Raw genomic sequence first — 24,964 nt, forward strand, 5'->3', positions numbered from 1 at the left:
CTCCTTTATTTTAAGTTTAGTATTTTAATTGTATCTATTGCAGTTTTAAGTTGAATATCATCATTTATCTGTTCGGCTGTGATTAGGTTTTTTGACTCTTTTTCTTTTTTATCTTTCTTGCTACTGTTATCATCTATCTTTGTAAGTTCGCTTTCAAGATGTTTTTTTAAGTCCGCCTCTTTGATGGTGAACTGACTTGAGCTGTTTGGAACCTTGCCGGGAAATACCTCGATATCAGGTTTTAGACCAACAGCTTGAATTGTCTTACCGCTTGGTAGATAGTATTTTGCAATTGTCAATCTAAGAGCCTCTTTTTCTTTTTTATCTATCGGAAGAATCACTTGAACGCTTCCTTTACCAAAGCTATTTTGTCCTACTATGACAGCTCTTTTATGATCTTGCAAAGCTCCACTTACTATCTCACTAGCACTCGCACTTCCACCATTTATCAAAACAACCATAGGTTGATCGGATATTTTTAAATTTTTCTTTGCCTCATAGACGATATTTTCGCTCTCATTTCGTCCCTTTTGTGAGACAATAACACCACTATCTATAAATAAATTTGCAAGTCCAATTGCCTGATCTAAAAGTCCGCCAGGGTTGTTTCTAAGATCTAAAATAATACCTTTTTTATCTCTGTTTGCTTCTAGGAATTTTTTAGTTTGACTTGTGACCTTTTGATCGAAATTTGTAACTCTTAAGTATAAAATATCATTATCTTCTATCTCTTTTGCATAGACTGACTCGACCTTTATAATATCTCTTATGATTTTGATATCAAAAGGCTTTACCTCGCCCTCTCTTACGATAGTTATGGTAACTGGAGTTTTTGGCTCGCCTCTCATTTTATTTACAGCTTCATCAAGAGTTGTTTCTATAGTTGAGTTGCCATCTATACGCAAAATAACATCATTTGGTTTAACTCCAGCCTTATCTGCAGGAGTTCCTTCGATAGGTGCTATAACTGTCAATGCGCCATTTTTCATACCAACAGTTATGCCAAGTCCGCCAAACTCACCTTTTGTCTGTATTTTTGTCTCTTTGTAGCCCTTTTCATCCATAAAACTTGAGTGAGCATCCAAATTTGAAAGAAGTCCTGATATCGCCTTATCTACAACTTCTGATAGTTCCAACTCATCAACGTAATAGTTCTCAACTATTCCTATAACCTTTGTAAGTTTTGCCAAAGACTCAAGGCGAGTTGGCTGCTCTTTTTCTGTAGTATCACTCTTGGCAACTAAATTTAAATGAAAGCCCATTGTAAGTAGGACTGCAATAACAAAACCAAATCCAAAAGATAATCTATTTTTCTTCAAATAACTCTCCAATTCTTTTCTTGCTAAATTTTAATCTCTATTTTATAAAAATAAGATAAATATCTTAATAAAATGAGTGTATAATCAAAATATCTTAATAAATCAACCATTAAAAATGGCAAATGGAGGAGAAAATGGCAAATATATTTGAAAAACTTACCTCAAATATGTATCAATCAATAGAAAGCGCCTTTTCGCTTGCAATTCATGCAAAAAATAGCAACGTTTCTGCTCTTCACTTTCTATGGGGGCAGGTAAGCGATAGCTCATCGATTTTAAATCAAATACTGAATTTAAAAAATATATCAAAAGAGGCGTTGGAGCTAGAGATAAAAAGCAACATAAACAAGCTTCCTACAAGCTCAAATGTTACCAAAGATAATGTAAAAATTTCAAATGAATTTATGCACGATCTTGATAGAGCAGAGGGGCTAATGAATAGTATGGGAGATAGTTTTATCTCAGTTGATACATTTTTGTTGGCAAATGCAAACAGCAAGCCATACAGCGAAATTTTGTCTAAATTTATAGATATTTTGGAGTTTAAAAAAGAGCTTGAAAAGTTAAGAGCAGGGCAAAAGATTGACTCAAAAACTGCTGATGAGACAATGGATAGTTTGGCAAAATACGGTATCGACTTAACAGCTAGGGCAAGAGAGGGTAAGCTAGATCCTGTTATTGGACGAGATGAAGAACTTCAAAGAGTTATGCAAATCTTAATAAGAAAAACTAAAAATAATCCTATTTTGCTTGGTGAGCCAGGTGTTGGAAAAACTGCAATTGTTGAAAGTCTAGCTCAAAAAATAGTAAAAAATGATGTTCCAACAAGCCTTGCAAACAAAAAATTAATTGCTCTTGATATGAGTGCATTAATTGCAGGTGCAAAGTATCGTGGAGAGTTTGAAGATAGACTAAAAGCGGTTATTGATGAAGTTGTAAAAGCAAAAAATGTCATTTTATTTATAGATGAAATCCACACAATTGTAGGAGCAGGTGCAAGTGAAGGAAGTATGGACGCGGCAAATATACTAAAACCAGCTCTTGCAAGAGGTGAGCTTCACACAATCGGTGCAACAACACTAAAAGAGTATAGAAAATATTTTGAAAAAGATGCAGCATTGCAGCGCCGTTTTCAGCCTGTAAATGTCGGTGAGCCAAGTGTTAATGAAGCTTTGCAAATTTTAAGAGGTATCAAAGAGCGTCTTGAAGTTCATCACAATGTTAGCATAACTGATAGCGCATTGGTTGCAGCTGCAAAGTTAAGTGATCGCTATATCTCAGGCAGATTTTTACCAGATAAGGCTATAGATTTGATCGATGAGGCAGCAGCTGAGCTTAAAATGCAGATAGAAAGTGAGCCTTTTGAGTTAGCAAAAATAAAGCGAGAAATTGTAACTTTGCAGGTTGAAAAAGAAGCCTTAAAAATGGAAGATAAAGAAAAGAACGAAACAAGGCTTAATGAGATAGAAAAAGAACTAGCAAATTTAAATGAAAAGAAAAATGCCCTAAATTCGCAATTTGAAAACGAAAAAAAGGTATTTAGCTCTATAAGTGATGCTAAAAAAAGCGTTGATAGTTTAAAAAATGAAGCTGAGATGGCTAGGCGAAATGGAGATCTAAACAAAGCTGCTGAGATAGAGTATGGAAAAATTCCTGCTAAAGAAAATGAAATAAAAGCTCTTGAAGAAAAATGGGCAAAAATGCAAGAAAACGGGACACTTTTAAAGAATGAGGTTGATGAGAATTTAGTAGCTGGAATTTTAAGCAAATGGACTGGAATTAGTGTAGCTAAAATGCTAACTAGTGAGAAAGAAAAATACCTAAATATTGAAGAGCATTTAAAAGAGAGTGTTGTAGGGCAAGATGAGGCACTTCATGCATTAGCAAGAGCAATAAAGCGAAATAAAGCAGGTCTTTCAAGTGCCAATAGGCCGATTGGAAGCTTTTTGTTTTTAGGGCCTACTGGAGTTGGAAAAACTGAGTCGGCAAAGGCTTTGGCTAAGTTTTTGTTTGATGATGAAAAGGCGATGATACGCTTTGATATGAGCGAATATATGGAGCGTCATAGTGTCTCAAGACTTCTTGGAGCACCTCCTGGATATGTTGGATATGATGAGGGCGGACAACTTAGCGAGGCTGTTAGAAGAAAGCCTTATTCGGTTTTGCTTTTTGATGAGATAGAAAAGGCTCATAAAGATGTTTTTAATATCTTGCTTGGAATTTTAGATGATGGTAGAGCGACTGATAATAAGGGCGTTACAGTTGATTTTAAAAATACAATTATAATCTTAACTTCAAATATCGCCTCAAATGAAATTATGGAATTCAGTGGTGACAGAGAAAAAAGAGATGAGCTTGTTAAGACTGCTTTGAAAAGCTATTTTAAGCCTGAGTTTTTAAATAGACTTGATGATATCATCGTATTTAATCCTTTAAAAGAGGAGAATTTAGTAAAAATAGTAGATATTATGTTCAAGTCGTTACAAAGCAAGCTATTGGAAAGAGAGATAAAAGCAACTCTAACTCAAAATGCCAAAAAACTTATCGCAAGTGTTGGATATGACGCTGAGTTTGGTGCAAGACCGCTAAGAAGAGCAATGTATGAGTTGGTTGAAGATGAGATAGCTGAGATGATACTCAAAGATGAGATAAAAAGTGGCGATGAGATAGTAATAGATGCTGATGAAAACAATATAAAAATAAATGTAAAATAGTAAAAATGGCAGTTTTGGCTGCCATTTTGGTTTTAAATTTCTATTTAAAACTAATACACAAATTCTTAAAAATAAATTATAATTTTAATGTATAGATACCAAATTAAAATAACACTGATAAATGAAATTTACCATACAAGGCAAAATAAAAACATCCAAATTTAAGAAACAAAGTTATATAATTTCTTCATTGCATTTAAATTTTAAATTTAAAAATAAAGATAAATAAATGAAAAGATTTATAATTTTTTAAAATTATAAATCTGTGTCGCTAGGAAAAAACAAATGGGATTTCTTTACAAAAGATGTGAAATTTGTGGAAATAAAATAAAAAAATGTAATTCTATAAGTGATTACATCTTTGGTACCATATGTGCAAGATGTAGTAAATGCGGTTTGGTTCATGGCATTAGTCCTGCTTGTATGTTTGTTTTGGAATGGTTTGTTGGGTCTGTTTTTTGGCTACATATAATTTTAATAGTTTTGGCAATAGATTATATATTTCCGGCAAAATTTGGCTTAGAAATTTGGATAATTGCAACTGCAATATTTTTTCTACTTTTAAGGTTGTTTCTAGGGTTGATTTACTGGGTTCCATATAAAACAAAATATAAAAATATTAAATTCTTTCCAAAAAAATGTAAAAAATGCGGCTCAAAAATATCAATTGCAACTTCTAAATACCCAGCTATTTTGGGCGTGTATAAAAGTATGTGTGAATGTTGTCATACAGAATATAAAATAAAAAATAAATTTGAAAAGATTTTTATGTTTAATGTAAAATATCTTTGGATTTTTTATATATTTCTAATAAATTTTATTTTAATTTCTGCGTTAAAGACAGACAAAGACAGTGATTATATTTTAATTTTAACATTTGTTTTGTTTTATCTATTATATAGAATTGTTTTAAAAATTTTACCTGTTGAAGAGTTGGATAAAAAGATATAAAAGGTGCAAAAGTCAAATTTAAATTTATAAATATCCATCCAACTCAATCAATTTTGAGCCATCCAAAAGTAGTCTGTTATTAATTTGTATTCAAACTACCTACATCGCATATTTCTTAAAAAATGCTATTTTAGATAGAATTTTAATTAAAAACAAGGATATAAAAAATACTACTACTGCCAAAATTGGTACTAGAATTCCTGCGTAATTCCAAAAATTACCTAGTTTAAGTAAATTTGCTAAAAAGCTAAGTATAAAAGCGTGAATCAAGTAAATTCCAAATGTTAATGAACTAATTTTTATGATTTTTTCTGAAATTTGTGGTGAAAATTTACTATTTTTAAAATTATTTTTTATTAATATAAAAATTCCGAAAGTTACAAAAGCTGTATTTAGAGCCAAATTTTCATATAAAATATTTATATATTTTCCAAAATATAGCGATAATATGGAAGTGCCAATTATAGTTAATAAAACAGATAAAAAAGCCAAAATATAAAGATACTTTTTACATTTATCTGAAAGATTGAAATTTGCAAAATAATATCCTGCTACAAAGTATCCAATATATCCACTAAATTCTGGTAAAATTTCACTAAAATAAAAGCCTTTAAAGTTAAAAATTTCAAGAAAAGAATTTATTAAATTTAATCCAACCCCAAAGCTCAAAAATAAAAGTAAAAACAGTTCAAGTGTGGTCTTTGTAGCATTTGCCACAAAAATTTTAAGAAGAGGAGATAAAATGTAAAGACCTATAATGAGATATAAAAACCAAAGATGATAGTGTGGAATTCCAAAGATAATGTTATAAAAAATTTTTACTATTTGAACTGGTGAAATGGCAAAACTGTCAGATGCTGCACTTTCTCTTATAAGATTTATAGTCCCGTAAAACATACCCCAAATAATAAGTGCAGTGCTAATTCTAAAAATATTTTTAGATATGATTTTTTTATATTCGCTTTTTATACTTTGGTTATAATTTTTACCTCTCTCATTTTGTAGGAAAAATACTCCACTTATCATCACAAACATCGGAACGCACCAACGAGTTAGGCTACCATAAAAGATGCCAAATTGCCAATTTATGGTATTTAGATTGTTGTCATATATTGGAAATGCTGCACTATGTGCGAACACAACTGCAAAAGTTGCTAAAATACGCAAAATATCAATATAGATAATTCTTTCTCTCATTATTCCTCTCTTTTAATATATAAATTTTTTTATATATAATTATTTTTTACACTTTATTTAAAATATACCACAAATGTTTTTTAAAATGGACACAGCGAAATTTAGTTAATTTCTCAAAATTAATCTTTGTTTTTAAATAACTTAATTAAACAAATAATCACAAATTTAAATTTATAAATATCTATCCAACTCAATCAATTTTGAGCCATCCAAAAGTAGTCTATTGTCAATTTGTAAAAATGTTTTGATATCTTTGTCAAATTTAATCTTTTCCACAACTTTAAAATTATCTAAATTTACGATGACTAGCTCATCTTTAAAAAGAACAAAAAGCTTGTTTGATAAAATTGTCACTCTACTTTTAACAACATATGGTTCTATATCAAAGCTTAAGGTGCTGGTTTTTTCAAAGCTGTTATTTTTAAATTTGGTTTTTAAAATAGTTCCATCTTTTTTAACGACGATTATAAAATCCCCATACTCTTGCATAAATTCGACATTTTCTTCCTCATCATCAAAAACTTTTTGAAGATTTGCAGGTTCTTTTAATGTGTAAGATCTAATGCCTTCCAAAAGATTGATAATAAAAAGATTGTCTTTTATGATGAAGAGTTTGTTGCCATAATTTCCATCTTTTTCTTTTAAATTTGTGTCTATTTTATTTATTAAATTTAAGCTATTTTTGCCGACTTCATATACATAGATAGAGTTGCTAGGATTTTTAAAGTTTTCAAAATTTTGTAAAACATAGAGATAGTTTTTGTATAACTTCATATCTAAAGTCTCGCCTTTTAGTTGGACTTTGTAGAGCAAATTTAGATTTTTATCGACCATGTTTAGATTGGAATAGCCCTGAAAAGAGTCACTAAAAAAGAGAAATTTATCACTTATAGTTAAATTTCTAACATAGAGTCTTTCTAACTCATTTATTATTTTAAATTTATCATTGTCATTTAAAATAGCTTTTTTTATGGCTTTATTTGTTAGGATATAGTAATTTTTCTCATCTTTTGTAATAAAATTTATTTCTTTATCACTCAAATTTAACTCATAAGAGTTTGGAAGTTTTTTTATAAAATTATTGTCAACTATATTGATAGGCTCTTCTTTAAACAAAAAATTCACACCTTTATCAGATGTAAATTTAATAGTATCGTTGGTTTTTAGGTTGATTAGTGTATTGCCACTCCATGCGAGATCTTCTTTTTTTATTCCACTACCAAAGATGATAAAGTTGGAGTAGTCAAATGGAAAGCTTCCATCATAGCCCAAGATATTTTCTCTACCACTCATCTTTAAGACAAAGTCTAAAGGGCGATTTGATATCTTTAATTCATCATTTCCCCAGTTTTTCTCAAAAACAAATATATTAAAGCCATCTTGTTTGGTTATGATATCATTGCCACTACTAAGGAAAAATATATCATCGCCACCGCCACCATTTATCGTGTTGTTACCGCTGTTTAGGATAAAGATATTGTCACTATAATCGCTACATTCTAAGGTGTTGTTTGCATCATTGTCTATTATAAAAAGAGCGTTTAAGTTATCATCATTGCAAGCTGTAGTTTCATCACAGATAATCTCATCTCTAGGAAGCAAATTTAGATCTTTTAAAGAGCCTTTGGGCGTAGCTAAAGAGAGGATTGTTTTTGGAAAATATCCTTTTTCTATACCGTCATTTATAAACTCTTTTGCATCATCAAAATTTCTTATCTCTTTTGAAAAGGAGAGACCAACAATCAAAACTAAACAGATTAAAATTCTCATTTTGTCACTTCCAAATTTACTTAAATAGTAAGCTTCCAACTCTTATCATATTTGAGCCACATTTTATAGCTATTTTATAGTCAGAGCTCATTCCCATCGAGCAAATTTCAGCACCTTTATTTTGCAAGCTTTCATAAATTAGATAAGCTTTTTCAAAACTTTTTGCAACTTCTAACTCATCATCGCTATGGGCACCAATGCACATTATGCCTTTTAAATTGAGGTTTTTACAACTCTCTTTTATGGCGCAATAGCTCTCCTTTGTAAGGCTTATATCAAGTCCGGTTTTACTATCTTCATCTGCTACATTTATCTCAAGCAAAGTATCGAGCCGATAATTAAGCCTTTTATCTACAGCTTGTGCAAGTTTTATGGAGTTGCAACTTTGCCATAAAGTAGGGCGGATTTGTAAAAGGGCATTTATTTTATTTGTCTGCAAAGTGCCTATGAAATGCCAGTTTAAATTGAGCTCTTTTAGCTCATCACTTTTTTTAACAAGATCTTGAACTCTGTTTTCTCCAAAGCTCATTTGACCCTTATTAAAAAGCTCTTTGATCTCTTTTGGGCCGACATACTTGCTAACTGCTACGAGCTCAACTTTTCTGCCATTTGAAAGCTCATTTATCTCATCTAAAAGTTTGTTTAAATTCATCAGTTGTATGCTCCAAACATTCTTAAAAAATCATTTATGATAGTAAATGCCATAAGCGTGAAAAGTAATGCCATTCCAGCGTAACTAAGTCCTACAAAAACTCTATCGCTAACGGGCTTTTTAAAGATGATCTCATAAATGTTAAAAACTATATGCCCACCATCAAGAACAGGGATCGGAAAGAGGTTTAAAATACCTAAATTTACTGAAATAAGTGCTGTCAATACCAAAAGAACTGATAAACTTATGCTTGCTGCTTTTGTTGTGATATCGGTAATTGCGACTATTCCGCCCATCTCTTTTACTGAAACTACACCACTTACTAACTTTTGAAGGCTTACTATGATGAGCTTTGAAGCTTCAAAGCTTTTATTAAAAGCGTATGGAATAGCGCTAAATCCTTTGTGATAAACTCTTACAAAATCGCCTTTTGGAGATATTCCAATTAGTGGCTTTTTAATATCTTCTCCAAATAAAGTTTTGGCATCTCCTGTTTTTGGCGTAAGAGTTAAATTTAAAGTTTTTTTATCTCTTAAAATCTCTATATTCATAGTTTGTAATGTAACTAGTTTTGAGATATCATCCCACTCTTTGATTGGCTTGCCATCAATGCTTAAAATTTTATCATTTGGCATTATGTTTGCACTTTTGGCAGCTGAGTTTTCCATAACCTCTCCAACTACAGGGGCTAGTTTTTCAACACCGATAAATCCAAGTGCAATATAGATAAAAAACGCCAAAATAAGGTTAAAAAATGGTCCTGCAAGAAGTATATAAATGCGCCCCCAAGGGCTTAGGGTGTTATAGCTATCTTTATCATAGTTCTTAAGTGCTGGATTGGCGTCATCTTGTCCTTTTAGCTGGACATATCCGCCAAGTGGAATCGCACTTAACGCATAAGTTGTAGAGCCAAATTTTTTAGTATAAATTTTTTCTCCAAAACCGATGCTAAAAACATTTACGCAAACCCCAAGTTGCTTTGCTGCCAAAAAATGTCCAAGTTCATGAAAGAAAATCAAAAATGAAATTACTAAAATAGTTACAAAAAAAAGTGGTCCCCAATGCCATAATGCTATAGCTAAAACTATTAAAATAGAAGTTAAATTCAGTAGCTTTTCTCTACTCAAATTTATCCTTTGTCTGTCTTATGTATGATAAAACATACTCCATTCCTGAATATAGCGTCAATACAACAGCAACCCAAAGTAAAATTGTGCCGCCAAACCACTCCATAGTAAGAAAGCCAATGGCTATCATCTGAAAAGTGGTCTTTACTTTGCCTGCCATACTAGCTGCAACTTCTACGCCATCACTCACCATAAAGACTCTAAAACCTGTTATAAAAAACTCTCTAATGAGTATGAGATAGATTGCCCAAGGATCTGCTCGTCCTATCACCATAAGGCCCAAAAATCCAGCAAGAGTTAGCATTTTGTCAGCTAGTGGGTCGATTATGGCACCAAGCTTTGTAGTCTGCTTCCAATTTCTTGCGATAAATCCATCAAAAAAGTCGGTTATACAGGCAAGTGTAAAGATTAAAGTAGCAAAATAATTTATCCAACTCTTGTGAATCTCAAATGGAGCGTCATTTGAGATGAGAAGTAGATAAAAAAAGAGTGGTGCCAAAAGCACCCTAATTATGGCTAAAAAATTTGGTAAATTTATCATTATTTAAATGTAGTCCCACCATCTACTATAAATGTATGTCCTGTAACCCAGCTAGCTTTGTCTGAGCAAAGAAACAGACATGCACCTGCTAAGTCATTTGGTTGACCCATTCTTCCAAGTGGGCTTAACTTTGCGGTCATATCTCTAACCTCTTCATAGTTGGTAAAGGCTCTTAAGGCATCTGTTTCTATCGGTCCGCCACTTACTACATTTACTCTTATATTTTTTTCTCCAAGCTCTGTTGCTGCATATCGTGCCATCGCCTCAACTGCGGCTTTTGCAGTTCCATGACCAGCATAATGCTCTATATAGACTCTATTGCCAGTGCTTGAGATACTAATGATACTTCCGCCGCCTACTTTTTCCATTCTTTTGGCAGCTTCTTGGGTGCCAACTACAAAGGCATCAACAGTTGCTGTAAAGATGTTGTCTATGCCCCTTGGTTTTAACTTCATAAATTTAGTATATCCGCCAACTACAGCGCGACCTGAGATAATGGCATTTGAGATAAAAAAATCAACTCTATCAAAGTCTTTATCGATTTCTAAAAAAAGCTCTTTATATGTTTCGGGTTCAAGTATGTTAAGTGGATAAGACTTAGCTTTTATGCCGTATTTGCTGGCTAATTCTTTTTCTATCTCTTTTGCAAGTTCTTTGTTTGAGTTGTATGTAAAGGCTATATTTACACCATTTTTTGCAAACTCCTCAACTATTGCTCTTCCAATACCTCTAGTTCCGCCGCTTATAACTAGCGTTTTATCTTTAAAAAATTGATCCATTAAAATCCTTTTATATCATATTGTTTCATTGTCTGTTCGATTTTGAGTAAGTTTTCTTTGCTTGGTTTGCAAAGTGGAAGTCTGTATTCTAGACTGTCAATAAGTCCTGCTATAAACATCGCCGCTTTTATAGGGATTGGGTTGCTTTCGCAAAACATAACTTTGTTTATATTATACAAATCGTCATTTATCGCCTTTGCCTTTAAAAACTCATTATCTAGTGCAAATTTAGTTAATTTTGCAGTGTAGTCTGGAAGTAGGTTGGCTGTAACTGAGATGACGCCTTTTCCGCCGTTACTTAAAATAGGATAATTTATCGCATCTTCTCCACTAATGACAACTAAATTTGGCTCATGCGCTAGCAAATCTACACATTTATCTATGTTACCGCTTGCCTCTTTTACTCCATAGATGTTTTTACACTCTTTAAAAAGCCTTATGATGGTTTCGGTTTTGATTTCGCATCCACATCTTGATGGGACATTGTAGAGCAAAACAGGGATATCAACTGAATTTGCTATCTCTTTGTAGTGTAGGTAAAGTCCTTCCTGGGTTGGTTTGTTGTAGTAGGGAGTGACAGAGAGAATTCCATCGGCACCATGCTGTTGTGCAAATTGTGCAAGTCCAACTGCTTCATGAGTTGCGTTACTTCCAGCACCTGCCAAGACCTTTACATCGTTGCCTTTGCAAGCTTCCACTGCTATATCGATACAGACTCGGTGCTCTTCGTGAGTTAGAGTTGCACTCTCTCCAGTTGTGCCAACAGGAACTATCGCATCTATACCATTTTTAATCTGCCTTTTTATGAGATTGTAATACTTCTCTTCATCTACTTTTCCATTTTTAAAGGGTGTAATAATCGCTGTCATCGCACCTAAGATCATTTTTTTACTCATCTTAGCTCTCCTTTTTTAAGATAATTGTAGTTTTGTTTTTGTCGGTAAGATATTTTTGTGCAACTAAAAGTGCCTTTTTAGAATCTAGCTTTTCTAATTCTTCTATAGAACTTGAGAGATTGTCTAAATTTCCCATAGCGATATATCTACCATAGAGATTGGCAACTTTTGAAGCGCTACTTAGTGAGTGGATAAGCTCAAGTTTTAGATTGTTTTTAATCTTTGTAATATCGTCATCTTTTAGCTCTTTGGCTTTTAGTTTTGCAATGCATTTTTCTATCTCTTTTATCGCTTTTTTTGCCTCTACGTTCTCGTTGCAAGAGCCAATTATGATGAAAAGATTGTCATCTATAGCGCTTAAATTTATAACATCAATGCTACTTAAAAGCCCCTTTTTGTCGACTAACTCTCTATATAATAATGAGCTTTTTCCATTGCCTAGATGATATGATAGTGCATCTAGCAAAGGTTGGTCTGCTGATGAAAATGGTGGAGTTTTATAAGCTATGGCAAAGAACTCTACATCGCTCTTTCTATAAACAACTGCCTCCTTTTCCCCATCTTGTGGTGGCTCTTTTATAAAAACAGAGGGAATCTCTTTTGCGTTTTTTATCTTTCCAAAGTGTTTTTTAACAAGAGCAAAAACCTCATCTTCGTCTATATCGCCACTAACTACTACAAAGGCATTTTTTGGTTGATAAAACTTCGCGTGAAACTCTTTGATGTCATCAATAGACCAATTTTTAATATCAGCCTTAAAGCCAATTGGAGTCCAGTGATAGGGATGGTGGATAAAGGCGGTATTGTAAAGTCTAAAAAATAGATAGCCGATAGGGTCGTTATCTGTGCGCCATCTGCGCTCTTCTAGCACAACTTCACGTTCAGGCAAAAACTCCTCTTCTAAAAGATTTAGATTTTGCATAATATCGCTATATAGCTCCAAAGCGGTCGTTAAGTTTGCTTTGTTGCAAGTAATGAAGTATTGTGTGTAGTCAAATCCAGTTGAGGCGTTGTTAATGCCACCAAAGCCCTTAACTATGGCGTCAAACTCACCAGCTTTTCTATTTTTGGTTGATTTGAAATTTAGATGCTCAAGCATATGAGCTATGCCACTTTTGCCCATATTTTCGTTTCTTGAGCCAACTTTATAGAAGATATTTATACTTGCTACTTGACTATCTTTGTTGCAAGGTATGGCATAGACTTCAAGCCCATTATCAAGAGTTGTTTTTTTGTATTGTAAAAGGGTCAAAGATCAACTCCTACAGCGCTACTTAAACTTGTAAAGCCATCAGCTCTTAAAAGGCTAGCAAGCTCTTTGTTGATATCATAAGAGATTGTTGGTCCTTTGAAGATAAAGGCGGTGTAAATTTGAACTAAACTTGCGCCCATTCTTATGCGCTCATAGGCCTCTTTTGCGTTGTCTATACCGCCACTTGAGATGAGAGTTGTTTTGCCAAAAAACTCTTTTGAGAGTTCAAAAAATAGCTCTCTTGAGAGTTTTGTAATGAGTTTACCACTAATTCCACCCTTTTTGATATCGTTTTTTACAAGTGAGTAGTCGTTGCTGGTGTTGTTTATGATAAGTCCGCTAGCTCCGCAATTAACTGCAACTTGACAAATTTTTAGTGCCTCATCAATCGTCATATCAGGTGCAATTTTAAATAAAATAGGCTTTTTGGTAATCTCTTTTGCTGAGCTAAAGAACTCTTTGATAAAACCTTCCTCTTGAAGAGCTCTTAAATTTTGTGTATTCGGAGAGCTTACATTGATGACAAAAAGGTCGCATAAAGTGTCAAATTCCTTCAATAAGTAGCTGTAGTCCTTAATGGCGTCTTCATTTTTTGTATCTTTGTTTTTGCCGATGTTTGCAACTAGTGGTATGGTAAAAGGGTAGATTTTTTGCACTCTTTTTTTGATAGCTTGTGCGCCATCATTGTTAAAGCCCATATGGTTTTGAATGCTCTCTTCTTTTACAAGTCTAAAAAGTCTTGGTTTTGGGTTGCCTGGCTGAGCTATTGGAGTCATAGTTCCATACTCTATAAAGCCAAATCCCAAAGCTGCAAGTGGCGCTATCATAGTTGCATTTTTATCAAATCCACCTGCGATACCTACTGGATTATAAAATGTAGTATCAAAAAGTTTTTGATATAGTATCTCATCGTTATAGACACATTTATTTGCTACAAAGCTCAAAGCTCCTGGGAAAATAGCGCTACTTCTAAGGGCTAGTTCAGCCATATAGTGCGCTGTTTCTGGATTGAATTTAAAAAGTATCTTTTTTAGATCATTATATTTCATTAGCTACTCCTAAAAAGCTTGATTTTACCAAAAATATGGTTAAATTTAGTTAATAAATTTATTTTTTAAAGTTTCCTTTTAAGGTTTTGTAAATTTCACACTCCCTCATCAAACTCTCATCGCTACCTATCCCTGCTACTTTGCCCTTTTCTATGACTACAATTCTATCTGCATCTTTGATGGTTGAGAGGCGGTGAGCTATAACTAGCAAGATTTTGTCTTTTCTAATCTTATTTAGCATTTGAGTTATGATATTTTCGCTAGCGTTGTCAAGTGCTGAAGTCGCTTCATCAAAAATTATAATCTTTGGATCTTTATAAAGCACTCTAGCGATGGAGATTCGCTGTCTTTGCCCGCCGCTTAAATTTGTGCCATGCTCATCAAGCACTGTATAGATACCATCTTTTTGTTTTTGGACAAATTCATAAGCATTTGCCATTTTTAAGGCCTCAATTACTCTTTGTTCATCTATCTCATCGCCATAAGCAACATTGTAGGCGATAGTTTGGTTAAATATATAGACTCTTTGAGAGACAAGACCTATATTTTTTCTAAGACTCTTTAGGCTAAATTCATAAAGGTCGTTTTGATTTATCAAGATATTGCCGCTGCTAATGTCATAAAACCGCATTATTGCATTGACTATCGAGCTTTTTCCACCACCGCTTTCGCCAACAAGTGCCACCATCTCGCCTCTATTTGCAAAAAAACTAATCTCTTTTAGAGCTTTTTTATCATCATAAAAGAGCTCAACATCTTGAAAAGTGAGCGAATTTACCTCTTTTGGAAACTCTTTGTTGCCACCTATTATGGATGGAGCTTTGTCCATTAGCTCAAAGGTTCTTTGGCTTGCAACTACAGCATCTTGCATTTTGCTATATAAATTTGAGATCTTTTTTATTGGTGTATAGAGCATAAAAAGTGCAGTTGTAAATGAGAAAAATCCACCAACACTCATCTGCCCATCAATGACCTCTTTTCCGCCGACAATGATGACAACTGCAATACCAATAGAGCCTAAAGTCTCCATCAAAGGGCTTGTTAGCTCACTTATTTTTACCGATTTTACATTTAGTGTGAAGTATTTTTGGTTGTCTTTTTCAAAGTGTGATATCTCTTTATCTTCGGCATTGTTTGCCTTGATAACTTCTATATTTGTGTAAATTTCATTTAGAGTTGAGCTAATATCTGAAATCTTTTCTTGCGAAGCTTTGGAGAGCTTTTTCATACGTTTTGCAAGGATAGAGAGCGGATAGACGGCAGCTGGAAGAATGATAAGTGCAAAAAAGGCAAGCTTTGGACTTTGGTAGATGACAACGCCAAGAAGACCAACTATCATGATAGATTGTGTTATGAAGTCCGGCATCATGTTGGATACGACATTTCTAATGCGCTCAATATCATTTATCGTTCTACTTATCAACTCGCCCGTTCTGTAGCGGTTAAAAAATGCCATATCAAGATGTAAAAGAGTTGCTACCATCCTGTCTCTAAACTCTCTTATGATATCTTGTCCGATATATGAGGTAAAGTAGAGTTGCATATAGGCACCGCCGCTTTTTAGACCATAGACAACAATGACAGCATAGGGCAAAATGTATAGCAGCTCTTCATTTTTTTCGATAAAAATTTTATTTAAAACAGGATCTATTAGGAGCGCTAAGGCAGCTGAGCCAAGACTTGCAAAAATCATTCCTAAAATTGCTAGGAAAAACTTAAATTTATACCTTGTTATATAGGGAGCAAATCGCCTAAATATCTCTTTTAATCCCTCCATATCTTCTCCCATTCAGTGCCATTTGGTGTATCCATTATAGAGATACCATTTTTTGATAATTTATCTCTTATCTCATCTGCTTTTTGATAGTTTTTCTCTTTTTTGGCTAAGTTTCTCTGCTCAATTAGCAAGTCTATCTCTCTTATCTCATCTTTGCTTACGCCAAATTTAAAGTAGTTTTTATCTTCTAAAATTCCAAAAATCTCTCTAATAAACTCTAAATTTGCCAAAATTTCTCCTTTTTTAGAGCTATCTTTTGGAAATTTATCTAAAAAATCGTTGCTTAAATTTACAAAATCATCGATTGAGGCAAGGGCTTTTGAAGTATTTAAATCATCGCTTAAAGCTTTGATTATCTCATCTTTAAACTCCAAATTTATCTCTCCTATTTTGGAATTTTCAACTCTTTTTTTGAGGCGGTAAATTTTATCAAGACGCTTTTTTGAAGCAAAGAGATCATCAATGTTATAGTTGAAATTTGCTCTGTAGTGTGAGCTAAGTAGATAAAACCTAAGCACTTCGCCACTTACAATATTGAGTGCATCTTTTATAAAAAAGCTATTGCCAAGACTTTTGCTCATCTTTTCATTGTCTATCTGAACAAAACCATTGTGCATCCAGTATTTTGAGAGCTTCTTCTCATAGGCACATCTACACTGAGCTGCTTCATTTTCATGATGCGGAAAGAGTAGGTCAAGACCGCCTGCATGGATATCTACGGAGTATTGCTCATCTTTGCTGTCAAGATGTTTTTTTATCATAGCAACGCACTCTGTATGCCAACCAGGACGCCCTTTGCCAAATGGGCTATCATACCAAGCATCATCAAACTTCCATAAAACAAAATCTTTCAAATCCCTTTTTTGGTCGCTACTTTGGACTCTAGCTATGCTGTTTTCATCTTTTTTGCCACTAATTGAGAGATAGTTGCTATCTTTTTTGGTATCAAAATAGATGCCATCGCCCTTTATCTCATAGGCAAAATCTTTTTGTTTTAAAAGCTCGATATATCTTATCATCTCTTCTAAATGCTCTGTTGCCTTTGGCTCAATATCGGCTCTTAAGACATTCAAAGCAGCCATCTCATCTAGATATCTTTCTATATAGTAGTCAGTTATCTCTTCTAGGCTTTTGCCACTCTCTTTCATCTTGGCAATGATCTTATCATCAATATCGGTAAAGTTTTTAACAAACAGGACTTTATATCCAACTGCCTTTAGAACTCTTCTTAAGAGATCAAAACTTACCGCACTTTTTGCATGACCTAAGTGCGAGTAGTCATAAACAGTTGGACCGCAAAGATAGATCTTTACTAAATCATCACAAATAGGTGTAAATTTCACCTTTTTTCTCAAAACACTATCATAAATAACCATCAATAAAACCTTTAAAAATCATTAAGACTACTATCTCAAATATGCAAAAAAGAGCAATAAAGGAGAGTTTTTTGGGGCAAATTATAGCCAAAAAATTGCCAAAGCCAAATTCCTTCAGGTTCATAACAAAAAGAAAAATTCCAGATATCGAGCTTGCAAGTGCCAGTCCTGCAGCGCCAAGCGGCTTTATAAGAATTATAGAAAAAACTAGAGTAACTAAAAGACTTTTTATAGCTATCTTTGCAGCTATGTCTTGACGCATTTTAGCATACAGCCAGAGTGAAAAGAGCTTTGCAAGTCCAAAAGGGATGAGCCCTACCATATACATGGATAAAACCTTTGCACACTCAACTGTATCTGCTTTGTTAAACGCGCCTCTTTCAAAGATGAGCCAGACAATCTCTTTGCTAAGCAAAATACCGCCGATTGTAGAGGCCAAAAGTAAAAATAAAAGTAGATAAAATGCCTTACTTAAGCCATCTATCGCCTCTTTTTCACTGCCTAGCTTAATCTTTTTGCTAATAGTTGGAAAGATAGCAGTAGAAAGTGCGATGGCAAAAAGCGCAAGTGGGAGCTGAAAAATCCTGTTTGCATAGTAGAGATAACTTATACTTCCAAAGGCCAAAAAGCTTGCAAACCAAGTATCAAAAAATGTCCCAAGCTGAGCAACAGAGGAGCCAATAACGCCATTATAAAAGCCCTTATAAAAGCCTTTTGTATCTTTCTTATCTGCTCTTTTACCATGAAAAATAGCGCCAAGTCCTTTGGTAAGTAGCTTTAACATACCTGTAAACTTAAGAGCAATTATATGTACCAAAGCTTGAAGAAGTCCACCAACCACAACGCCGATACTAAGGTATAAAACTACGCTTTCTTTGGGTAGGTTTCTTGATAAAAGTAGAGCAACTATCATGGAGATATTTAAAAGTGCAGTTGAAAAGGCTGTCGTTGCAAAATGGGCTTTGTAGTGGAGCAAACTTGCAAAAAGAGTGACAACAAAGATAAAGCTTAGATATAAAAAGTTTATCCTTACATATGGAACTGCCATCTCTATGGTCTTGCTATCAAATCCAATGGCTATTAATTTAGTAAAAAAGGGGGCAAAAACAGCTACAAGCAGAGTTAAAATGGTAATAAATAAGAAAAATCTTATAAGCACGCTTGCAACAAAAGTTGCCTTTCTTCTAGCTCTTACAAAGCCCGGTAAAAAGGCTTGTGTAAAGGCTCCCTCGCCAAAAAGTCTTCTAAATAAATTTGGCAATTTAAAGGCTATAAAAAAGATATCGCTCCAAACTCCAGCGCCCAAAATCCCAGCCGTTAGAAGATCTCTAAAGAGCCCTAGAATTCTTGAAGTCAAGATACCTGCGCTATTTGTAAAAAATCCTGCAAAAACTCTTTTTTTAGTCAAGTTAAACTACCTATATAATTTAAAGTAAAGAATGATTATATTATAATTATTCTTATTTTTTAATTTAAGGTTAAATTTGGAAAAAGCCTCTTTTAATGTAGATAAAAATAAAATTTCTCTTGATGGTGTTTGGACTTATAGTGCCGATAAAAACAGCATTAGGCTTCTTAAAGAAGAGATGGCAAATTTGCAAAATGAAGTTATTTTTGATATGTCAAATTTAAAAGAGCTAGACTATGCTTTGGCTATCATTATCTGCAGGTTTAGCCTACAAAATAACCTTAAAATAAAGCTTATCAACTCAAACAAAACTTATGACGCAATCTTTGCCCTAACAAAAAATCAATCTTTGCAAAATAGCTATAAATTTAAAAAGCAAAATATCTTTGAAGAGATTGGAGTTGCTGTTTATGGGGCTTTTTTAAGTTTTATGAGCTTTTTAAATTTCTTAGGCGAGCTCTCTATAAAAACTCTCTACAACCTCTTAAATTTCAGAAAAATAAGGCTAAAAACTATCTCAAATATCTGCAAAGATGGTGGAATCAACTCTATCTTTATAGTCTGTCTGACCTCTTTTTTGATAGGTGTTGTGCTTATTTATATCGGTTCTGAGATGCTTGCTGATTTTGGAGCCACTTTTTTTATAGTTGAGATTATGGGAATGCTTACATTTAGGGAGTTAAGCCCACTGATCGCAGCTATTGTTGTGGCTGGAAGAAGTGCTTCATCTTTTACTGCAGAGATTGGTGTTATGAAGATAACTGATGAGATTGATGCGATGAAGACGATGGGTTTTGATCCATTTGTAAATTTGGTCATTCCACGTATCATAGCGATGGCGCTAATCATGCCATTTGTGGTCTTTTTGGCTGATATGGCAAGTGTTTTGGGACAGCTTTTAGTATCATACTACTATCTAGATATTGATCTTTTTGTCTATTTTGATAGAGTTAAAAACTTAGTTGAGATAAGGCACTTTTATTTGGGACTTTTAAAAGCGCCGTTTTTTGGCTTGGCTATTGCGCTGATTGGCTGTTTTAGAGGTTTTGAAGTGAGTAAAAATTCGCTTAGTATTGGAAGGCTTACTACAAAAAGTGTTGTCAATGCGATATTTTGGGTCATTATGATAGATTGTATCTTTGCAATATTGTTTATGAAAGTTGGCTGGTAATGCTTATTGAGGGTAAGAATTTAGTCGTTGGATATGGCGATAAGATACTGCATGAGAGTATAAATTTTCATATAAATGAGGCTGAAATTTATGGCTTTTTGGGAGGGAGTGGAAGTGGCAAAACTACTTTGATGAAAACTCTAATCTACCTAAAAGAGCCACTTAGCGGAAAAATCTATATGTTTGGCAAGGATTTGTGGTCGCTAAACTACAAAGAGAGAGAAAAAATCAAGCTAAAAACAGGGGTTACATTCCAATTTGGCGCACTTTTTTCATCGATGAGTGTGCTTGATAATATTGCCATTATGCTTAGAGAGTATAGCTCTTTGGATAGCAAAGATATCATCGATATAGCAATGTTTTGGCTTGATAAAGTTGGGCTTAAAGAGGAGTGTGCTACTCTTTTTCCAAGTGAGTTAAGTGGCGGCATGAAAAAGCGAGTTGCACTTGCTAGAGCTTTGGTTTTAAGTCCAAGAGTGCTTTTTTTGGATGAGCCAAACTCAGGACTAGATCCAGTTAGCTCTAGAGCTATGGATAGACTTATAATGAGTTTAAGAGATAGTCTTGGCATAACAGTTGTAGTGGTAACGCATGATGAGGAGAGTATCTTTACTATGCTTGATAGATTTTTGATAATAGGCAACAAAAAAGTGCTATTTGAGGGCAGTTTAGATGAGGCAAAAGCACTAAAGAGCAATCCTCTAAGAGAGATTGTTTAGATAAAAGGAGCGATAGATGGAAAATAAGAACTCTTTTACCATTGTTGGGATTTTTACTGTTTTGGTGGCTATACTTATAGTTTTATTTGTTGGTTGGATGACACTAAAATCAGATAAAAAAATTCACTACACAACATATTATATCTATGCAAAAGAGCTTCCAAATGGGCTAAAAGAGGGAACTACGGTCAAATTTATGGGACTTTTGGCAGGTTATGTTAAAGATGTAAATTTTGTAAAAGATAGCAACTACAGCACCATAGAGATAGTTGTTGATATTCAAAAGGACTTTCCAATCAAAAAAGATAGCATTGCAACTATTGAGATACAGGGCATTAGTGGTCTTATAGCACTAAATTTGACAAAGGGTGCTGGAGAGAGCTTTAAAAATGGCGAAAAACCTATAGTCTATCTTGATGATGGATTGTTAGCTAAATTTAACAAAGAGGCAAAAAACCTCTCTACCAAGATTGATACGACCTTAAAAAAGGTTGATTTATTGCTAAATGAGAGCAATCTAAAAAACTTTAGCGGCATCTTAAGCTCTTTAAATTTACTTACTTCAAATTTAAGTAGCGAAAAAAACTTAGAAAAAATCGACTCTATCTTGCTAAATCTAGATCTAAATTTAAAAGATTTAAATAGCTTGATAAAAAGTGCTAACAAAAGTGCTCTAAATTTAAACCAAACATTAAGTTTAGTAAACTCGGCTATCAAAAGTGACAACTACAATCTAAAAGAGATCATTTCGCCAACTTTAGATGAGGTATCGCTAAGTCTAGATGAGTTTAAAAAACTTATAAATGAGCTTCAAAATACGCTATTTAGGCTTGAAGACAATCCATACGAGTTCTTTTTTAGAGATTTGCAAGAGTGAGTGAAAGGAAAAATATGTATAAAAATCTATTGGTTATCTTTGCTTTGATTTTTTTGAGTGGATGTGTTGATCTCTCCAAAAAAACTCCGCCAACAAGCTACTATAACCTAAGCTACAAAGGGCAAAAGTGCCATCAAATAGCGCCAAATGCATCCAAAATTTATATAGCAAATGTCAGGTCACTCAATCTATTTGATAGCAAGACAATTTTAGTTATTGATGGCGATAACAAGGTAATAAGAGTAGATGATGCAAAATATATAGCGCCTCCTAGCCAGATGGCTTTTAATGCCATTGTAGATGCTATCGCCTCAAAATGTGAGTTTAAGGAGCTTTTTAGACCATCAAATGATATTTTGGCACTACATAGCTCGCTACTCTCTTTTTTGGTAGATGACAAAAAGGCAAAGATAGCTTTGGCATATGAGCTTAAAAAAGGGTCAAAAACTCTAAAGCAAGGCACTATAGAAAAGAGTTTGCAGCTAGAAAATCTCTCATCAAAAAAGATTATAAAAGGGATGGAGAGCTGTTTGAATTTGGTCATAGATGAACTTTTAAAAGAGATAAAATGATAGTAGAGATTGAGGGAATTTTAACAAAACTTGAGCCTACAATGGCGGTTATTAAACTAAGCAGCGGGATTAGTTATGGAGTTATTATCTCGCTAAATTGCTCTTTGGTCTTAAAAGAGGGGCAAAAAACAGCACTTATCGTAAAGCAGATTGTTAGAGAAGATGCAAATTTGCTCTATGGCTTTAAAGATAGCGATGAAAAGATGATGTTTGAGCTACTTTTAAAGGTAAGCGGAGTTGGCGCAAGCACGGCTATGGCAGTCTGTTCGACGCTAAATTTCAGCGACTTTACAAGTGCTATAGTAAATGGCGATATCAAAGTTTTAACTCAAGTCCCAGGAATTGGGCAAAAAACAGCAAGAAAAATGGTTGCAGAGCTAAGCGATGCAAAGCTAATTGGCAATGAGAGTTTAGAGAGTTATAAAAGTCAAAGCATAATGGCGCTTGAGAGTTTGGGCTTTAAAAAGGATAGGATACTTAAAGTTTTATCAACTTGCAAGTCAAAAAATACAGCCGATCTTATAAAAGAGGCACTGAAAAAATTAGCATGAAAGGAAAAAAATGAAATTTGCACTACTTTTTGGAGCACAAAGCTATGAACATGAGATTAGTATAGTCTCGGCAATTGCTCTTAAAAATCACCTAAAAATGGACTTAGTCTATATATTTTGCGATGAAAATAGAGACTTTTATCAAATCGATGATAAAAATATGAGAGCTAACTACTTTAAAGCTCTTGAGTTTAAAAAACTAAAGCCACTCACTTTAAAAAAGGGCGGTTTTTTTAGGCAGGGGCTTTTAAATGAGAGTAGGCTTGAGTTTGATGTCTGTATAAATTTGGTTCATGGAAGAGATGGCGAAGATGGCAAGATAGCGGCTTTGTTGGACTTCTTTGGAGTTAGCTATATTGGACCTAGACTTGAGCCATCAGTTTTAAGCTATAGCAAGCTCTATACAAAATATCTTGCAAAGGTCGCTGGCGTAAAAACTCTTCCCTTTGAAACTATCACAAAAAAGAGTGATGTTACTCTAAACTATCCAATCATCATCAAGCCAACTCATCTTGGAAGCAGCTTAGGAATAGCTGTTGCAATAGACAAAACAGCACTTGACTATGCCAAAGATAGCGCTTTTGAATATGATGATAGCGCCATTATAGAACCATTTATAAAAGGTGTAAAAGAGTATAATTTAGCAGGCTGCAAGGTGGCAGATGAGTTTATATTCTCTACCATTGAAGAGCCAAAAAAAGAGACAAAAGATGGGATTTTAAGCTTTAAAGAGAAGTATCTTTTGTTTAGTGGCGAGCAAAAAAGCCAAGAGGCGCCTATTGATGAGAATATTAAGGCAAAGATCAAAGAGGCATTTTCTCAAATTTACAACTGCGGTTTTGATGGGGCCATCATTAGATGTGATTTTTTTGTGATAGATGATGAGGTCTATATCAATGAGATAAATCCCAATCCAGGTAGCTTAGCCTACTATCTCTTTGATGACTTTAGATCTGTTTTAGAAAAACTTGCTCTAAATTTGCCAAAAGAGAAGCCTATATCTATAAAGTATAGCTATCTTGACTCTATCTCGTCGCACAAATAGTTTATTTGTCTTGATATCTTAAATTTTATGTATTATAATACATAAAATAAAAAATAGGGCGTGATGATGACTAGTTTTAAAAAAGATGAGATATTTACAGCCACACAGGTGGTGAGAAATTTTAGCAAAATACTCTCTGATGTAAGTAGCCAGAAGATTCAAAAGGCAATTATTGTAAAAAATAACAACTTTGAAGCAGTTCTTTTAAGCATACAGGAGTATGAACGGCTTCAAAAGGCGGTTGAACTTTTAAATATCGTCTATGCAAAAAAAAGGTCTCAAAATGGCGATTAAGACTATTCGTTACAAAAATAGAGAGTATAAAGTAGCTTATGAGATTCGCAACCAACAGATAGAGCCATATGTGCTTATTCTTCATGGCTGGGGTGCTTCTAAAGAGCTTATGATAAAGGCTTTTAGCAAAAATATCACCAAATATAGACAGATTTATATAGATTTGCCAGGTTTTGGTGGAAGTAGCATAATAGAGCCATTTTCTACAAAAGACTATGCAAACATTTGTCACATCTTTATAGAAGAGCTTGGTCTTTATCCAAAGATTGTTATGGGACATAGTTTTGGCGGAAAGATAGCCACGCTTCTTAGCCCTTCAAATTTGGTGCTTTTAAGCAGCGCTGGGATAATTGAAGAAAAAAGCAGCACTGTTAAGATAAAGATAGCTCTATTTAAGTTTTTAAAACTTTTTGGGTTGGGTAGATTTTATCGGCTCTTTGCGACCAAAGATGTAGCGGGTATGAGTAGGGTGATGTATGATACTCTAAAGATAGTTATAAATGAAGACTTCACAAAAGAGTTTTGCAAATTTGAGGGTGAGGCGCTCATTTTTTGGGGCAAAGAAGACAGCGCTACCAAACTGCAAAGTGGCGAAAAAATTCATAAACTTATAAAAAATAGCAAGTTTTATCCACTTGATGGTGATCACTTTTTCTTTTTGATGCACTCTGGGTTTATTGGTAAGATGATTGACGAGTGGCAGACACAAGCAGAGTTAGGTGATAGAGGCGATTTAAATTTCAAAGATGGCAATAGACAGATGGAGCTGCTTATCGATGAGGCGCTAAGTGAGGCTGACACTTCAAAAGAAAAAGAGGGCTTGGGCGAAGATAAACTAGAAGATAAACTAGAAGATAAACTAGAAGATAAACTAGAAGATAGAGTAGAAGATAGAGTAGAAGATAGAGTAGAAGATAGAGTAGAAGA

General features: G+C 33.9%; 23 protein-coding genes. 10 read left to right on the top strand and 13 right to left on the bottom strand.

From position 1 onward, the window contains the following. Positions 1-5 precede the first annotated feature (5 nt). Positions 6-1,262 (bottom strand): S41 family peptidase, encoded by a 1,257-nt coding sequence (locus tag Q0X52_RS04725; protein ID WP_297575536.1) that lies wholly within the window; start codon positions 1,260-1,262, stop codon positions 6-8. A 191-nt stretch (positions 1,263-1,453) separates the two neighbouring features. Between Q0X52_RS04725 and Q0X52_RS04730 the strand changes: the two genes are divergently transcribed. Together Q0X52_RS04730 and Q0X52_RS04735 are read left to right on the top strand one after the other, a co-directional pair. Further along, the gene (locus Q0X52_RS04730; RefSeq protein WP_297575489.1) at positions 1,454-4,033 is read left to right on the top strand and encodes an AAA family ATPase; all 2,580 of its coding nucleotides are present in this window, start codon (positions 1,454-1,456) and stop codon (positions 4,031-4,033) included. Positions 4,034-4,318: 285 nt separating this feature from the next. Next, entirely contained in the window at positions 4,319-4,984 is a 666-nt protein-coding gene (locus Q0X52_RS04735; protein WP_297575494.1) for a hypothetical protein, read from the top strand. A gap of 99 nt (positions 4,985-5,083) precedes the next feature. On the opposite strand, the gene Q0X52_RS04740 is transcribed toward Q0X52_RS04735, so the two are convergent. The 12 genes from Q0X52_RS04740 to murJ all read right to left on the bottom strand — a co-directional run bounded on the left by Q0X52_RS04740 (position 5,084) and on the right by murJ (position 18,808). After that, entirely contained in the window at positions 5,084-6,181 is a 1,098-nt protein-coding gene (locus Q0X52_RS04740; RefSeq protein WP_297575496.1) for an acyltransferase family protein, read from the bottom strand. A 171-nt stretch (positions 6,182-6,352) separates the two neighbouring features. After that, entirely contained in the window at positions 6,353-7,951 is a 1,599-nt protein-coding gene (locus tag Q0X52_RS04745) for a hypothetical protein (RefSeq protein ID WP_297575498.1), read from the bottom strand. A gap of 16 nt (positions 7,952-7,967) precedes the next feature. Continuing rightward, positions 7,968-8,603 carry a YggS family pyridoxal phosphate-dependent enzyme gene (locus Q0X52_RS04750; protein ID WP_297575500.1) on the bottom strand — a complete coding sequence of 212 codons (636 nt, stop codon included), beginning with the start codon at positions 8,601-8,603 and terminating at the stop codon, positions 7,968-7,970. Next, on the bottom strand, positions 8,603-9,730 hold the full coding sequence (gene rseP, locus Q0X52_RS04755; RefSeq protein WP_297575502.1) for an RIP metalloprotease RseP: 1,128 nt from the start codon (positions 9,728-9,730) through the stop codon (positions 8,603-8,605). Before rseP ends, Q0X52_RS04750 begins: the two co-directional genes overlap by 1 nt. Next, a complete protein-coding gene (gene pgsA, locus Q0X52_RS04760) occupies positions 9,723-10,274 on the bottom strand; it encodes a CDP-diacylglycerol--glycerol-3-phosphate 3-phosphatidyltransferase (RefSeq protein WP_297575538.1) in 552 nt (183 codons plus the stop codon). The genes rseP and pgsA overlap by 8 nt, the downstream gene beginning before the upstream one ends. After that, complete coding sequence (locus tag Q0X52_RS04765) at positions 10,271-11,050, bottom strand: enoyl-ACP reductase (RefSeq protein ID WP_297575504.1); 780 nt, start codon at positions 11,048-11,050, stop codon at positions 10,271-10,273. Before Q0X52_RS04765 ends, pgsA begins: the two co-directional genes overlap by 4 nt. Beyond that, positions 11,050-11,946, bottom strand: a complete 897-nt coding sequence (gene dapA / locus Q0X52_RS04770; protein WP_297575506.1) for a 4-hydroxy-tetrahydrodipicolinate synthase — start codon at positions 11,944-11,946, stop codon at positions 11,050-11,052. Before dapA ends, Q0X52_RS04765 begins: the two co-directional genes overlap by 1 nt. A gap of 1 nt (position 11,947) precedes the next feature. Then, positions 11,948-13,198, bottom strand: a complete 1,251-nt coding sequence (locus Q0X52_RS04775) for a pitrilysin family protein (protein WP_297575508.1) — start codon at positions 13,196-13,198, stop codon at positions 11,948-11,950. Continuing rightward, positions 13,195-14,247 carry a quinone-dependent dihydroorotate dehydrogenase gene (locus Q0X52_RS04780; RefSeq protein ID WP_297575510.1) on the bottom strand — a complete coding sequence of 351 codons (1,053 nt, stop codon included), beginning with the start codon at positions 14,245-14,247 and terminating at the stop codon, positions 13,195-13,197. Before Q0X52_RS04780 ends, Q0X52_RS04775 begins: the two co-directional genes overlap by 4 nt. Positions 14,248-14,305: 58 nt before the next feature. Further along, complete coding sequence (locus Q0X52_RS04785) at positions 14,306-16,024, bottom strand: ABC transporter ATP-binding protein (protein WP_297575512.1); 1,719 nt, start codon at positions 16,022-16,024, stop codon at positions 14,306-14,308. Further along, positions 16,012-17,400 (bottom strand): cysteine--tRNA ligase, encoded by a 1,389-nt coding sequence (gene cysS / locus Q0X52_RS04790; protein WP_297575514.1) that lies wholly within the window; start codon positions 17,398-17,400, stop codon positions 16,012-16,014. The genes Q0X52_RS04785 and cysS overlap by 13 nt, the downstream gene beginning before the upstream one ends. Further along, entirely contained in the window at positions 17,387-18,808 is a 1,422-nt protein-coding gene (gene murJ, locus Q0X52_RS04795; RefSeq protein WP_297575516.1) for a murein biosynthesis integral membrane protein MurJ, read from the bottom strand. The genes cysS and murJ overlap by 14 nt, the downstream gene beginning before the upstream one ends. 76 nt (positions 18,809-18,884) lie before the next feature. Here murJ and Q0X52_RS04800 point away from each other — a divergent pair, with 76 nt between their 5' ends. The 8 genes from Q0X52_RS04800 to Q0X52_RS04835 form a co-directional block, all read left to right on the top strand. After that, positions 18,885-19,979, top strand: coding sequence for an ABC transporter permease (locus tag Q0X52_RS04800; RefSeq protein ID WP_297575518.1), 1,095 nt, complete (start codon positions 18,885-18,887; stop codon positions 19,977-19,979). Next, complete coding sequence (locus tag Q0X52_RS04805) at positions 19,979-20,698, top strand: ABC transporter ATP-binding protein (protein WP_297575520.1); 720 nt, start codon at positions 19,979-19,981, stop codon at positions 20,696-20,698. The genes Q0X52_RS04800 and Q0X52_RS04805 overlap by 1 nt, the downstream gene beginning before the upstream one ends. 16 nt (positions 20,699-20,714) lie before the next feature. Beyond that, positions 20,715-21,575, top strand: coding sequence for an MlaD family protein (locus tag Q0X52_RS04810; protein WP_297575522.1), 861 nt, complete (start codon positions 20,715-20,717; stop codon positions 21,573-21,575). Between the two features lie 14 nt (positions 21,576-21,589). Beyond that, complete coding sequence (locus Q0X52_RS04815) at positions 21,590-22,147, top strand: hypothetical protein (protein ID WP_297575524.1); 558 nt, start codon at positions 21,590-21,592, stop codon at positions 22,145-22,147. Next, positions 22,144-22,698: a Holliday junction branch migration protein RuvA gene (ruvA, locus tag Q0X52_RS04820; protein ID WP_297575526.1), complete on the top strand. Its 555-nt coding sequence runs from the start codon at positions 22,144-22,146 to the stop codon at positions 22,696-22,698. The genes Q0X52_RS04815 and ruvA overlap by 4 nt, the downstream gene beginning before the upstream one ends. 10 nt (positions 22,699-22,708) lie before the next feature. Next, positions 22,709-23,743: a D-alanine--D-alanine ligase gene (locus Q0X52_RS04825; protein WP_297575528.1), complete on the top strand. Its 1,035-nt coding sequence runs from the start codon at positions 22,709-22,711 to the stop codon at positions 23,741-23,743. Positions 23,744-23,809: 66 nt separating this feature from the next. Then, a complete protein-coding gene (locus Q0X52_RS04830; RefSeq protein WP_297575530.1) occupies positions 23,810-24,037 on the top strand; it encodes a type II toxin-antitoxin system Phd/YefM family antitoxin in 228 nt (75 codons plus the stop codon). Then, on the top strand, positions 24,027-24,964 hold a 938-nt coding region (locus Q0X52_RS04835; protein ID WP_297575532.1), incomplete at its 3' end, for an alpha/beta hydrolase. The genes Q0X52_RS04830 and Q0X52_RS04835, both read left to right, overlap by 11 nt.

The sequence above is a fragment of the uncultured Campylobacter sp. genome, from assembly GCF_947255105.1.
In the GTDB taxonomy this organism is placed as follows: Bacteria; Campylobacterota; Campylobacteria; order Campylobacterales; family Campylobacteraceae; genus Campylobacter_B.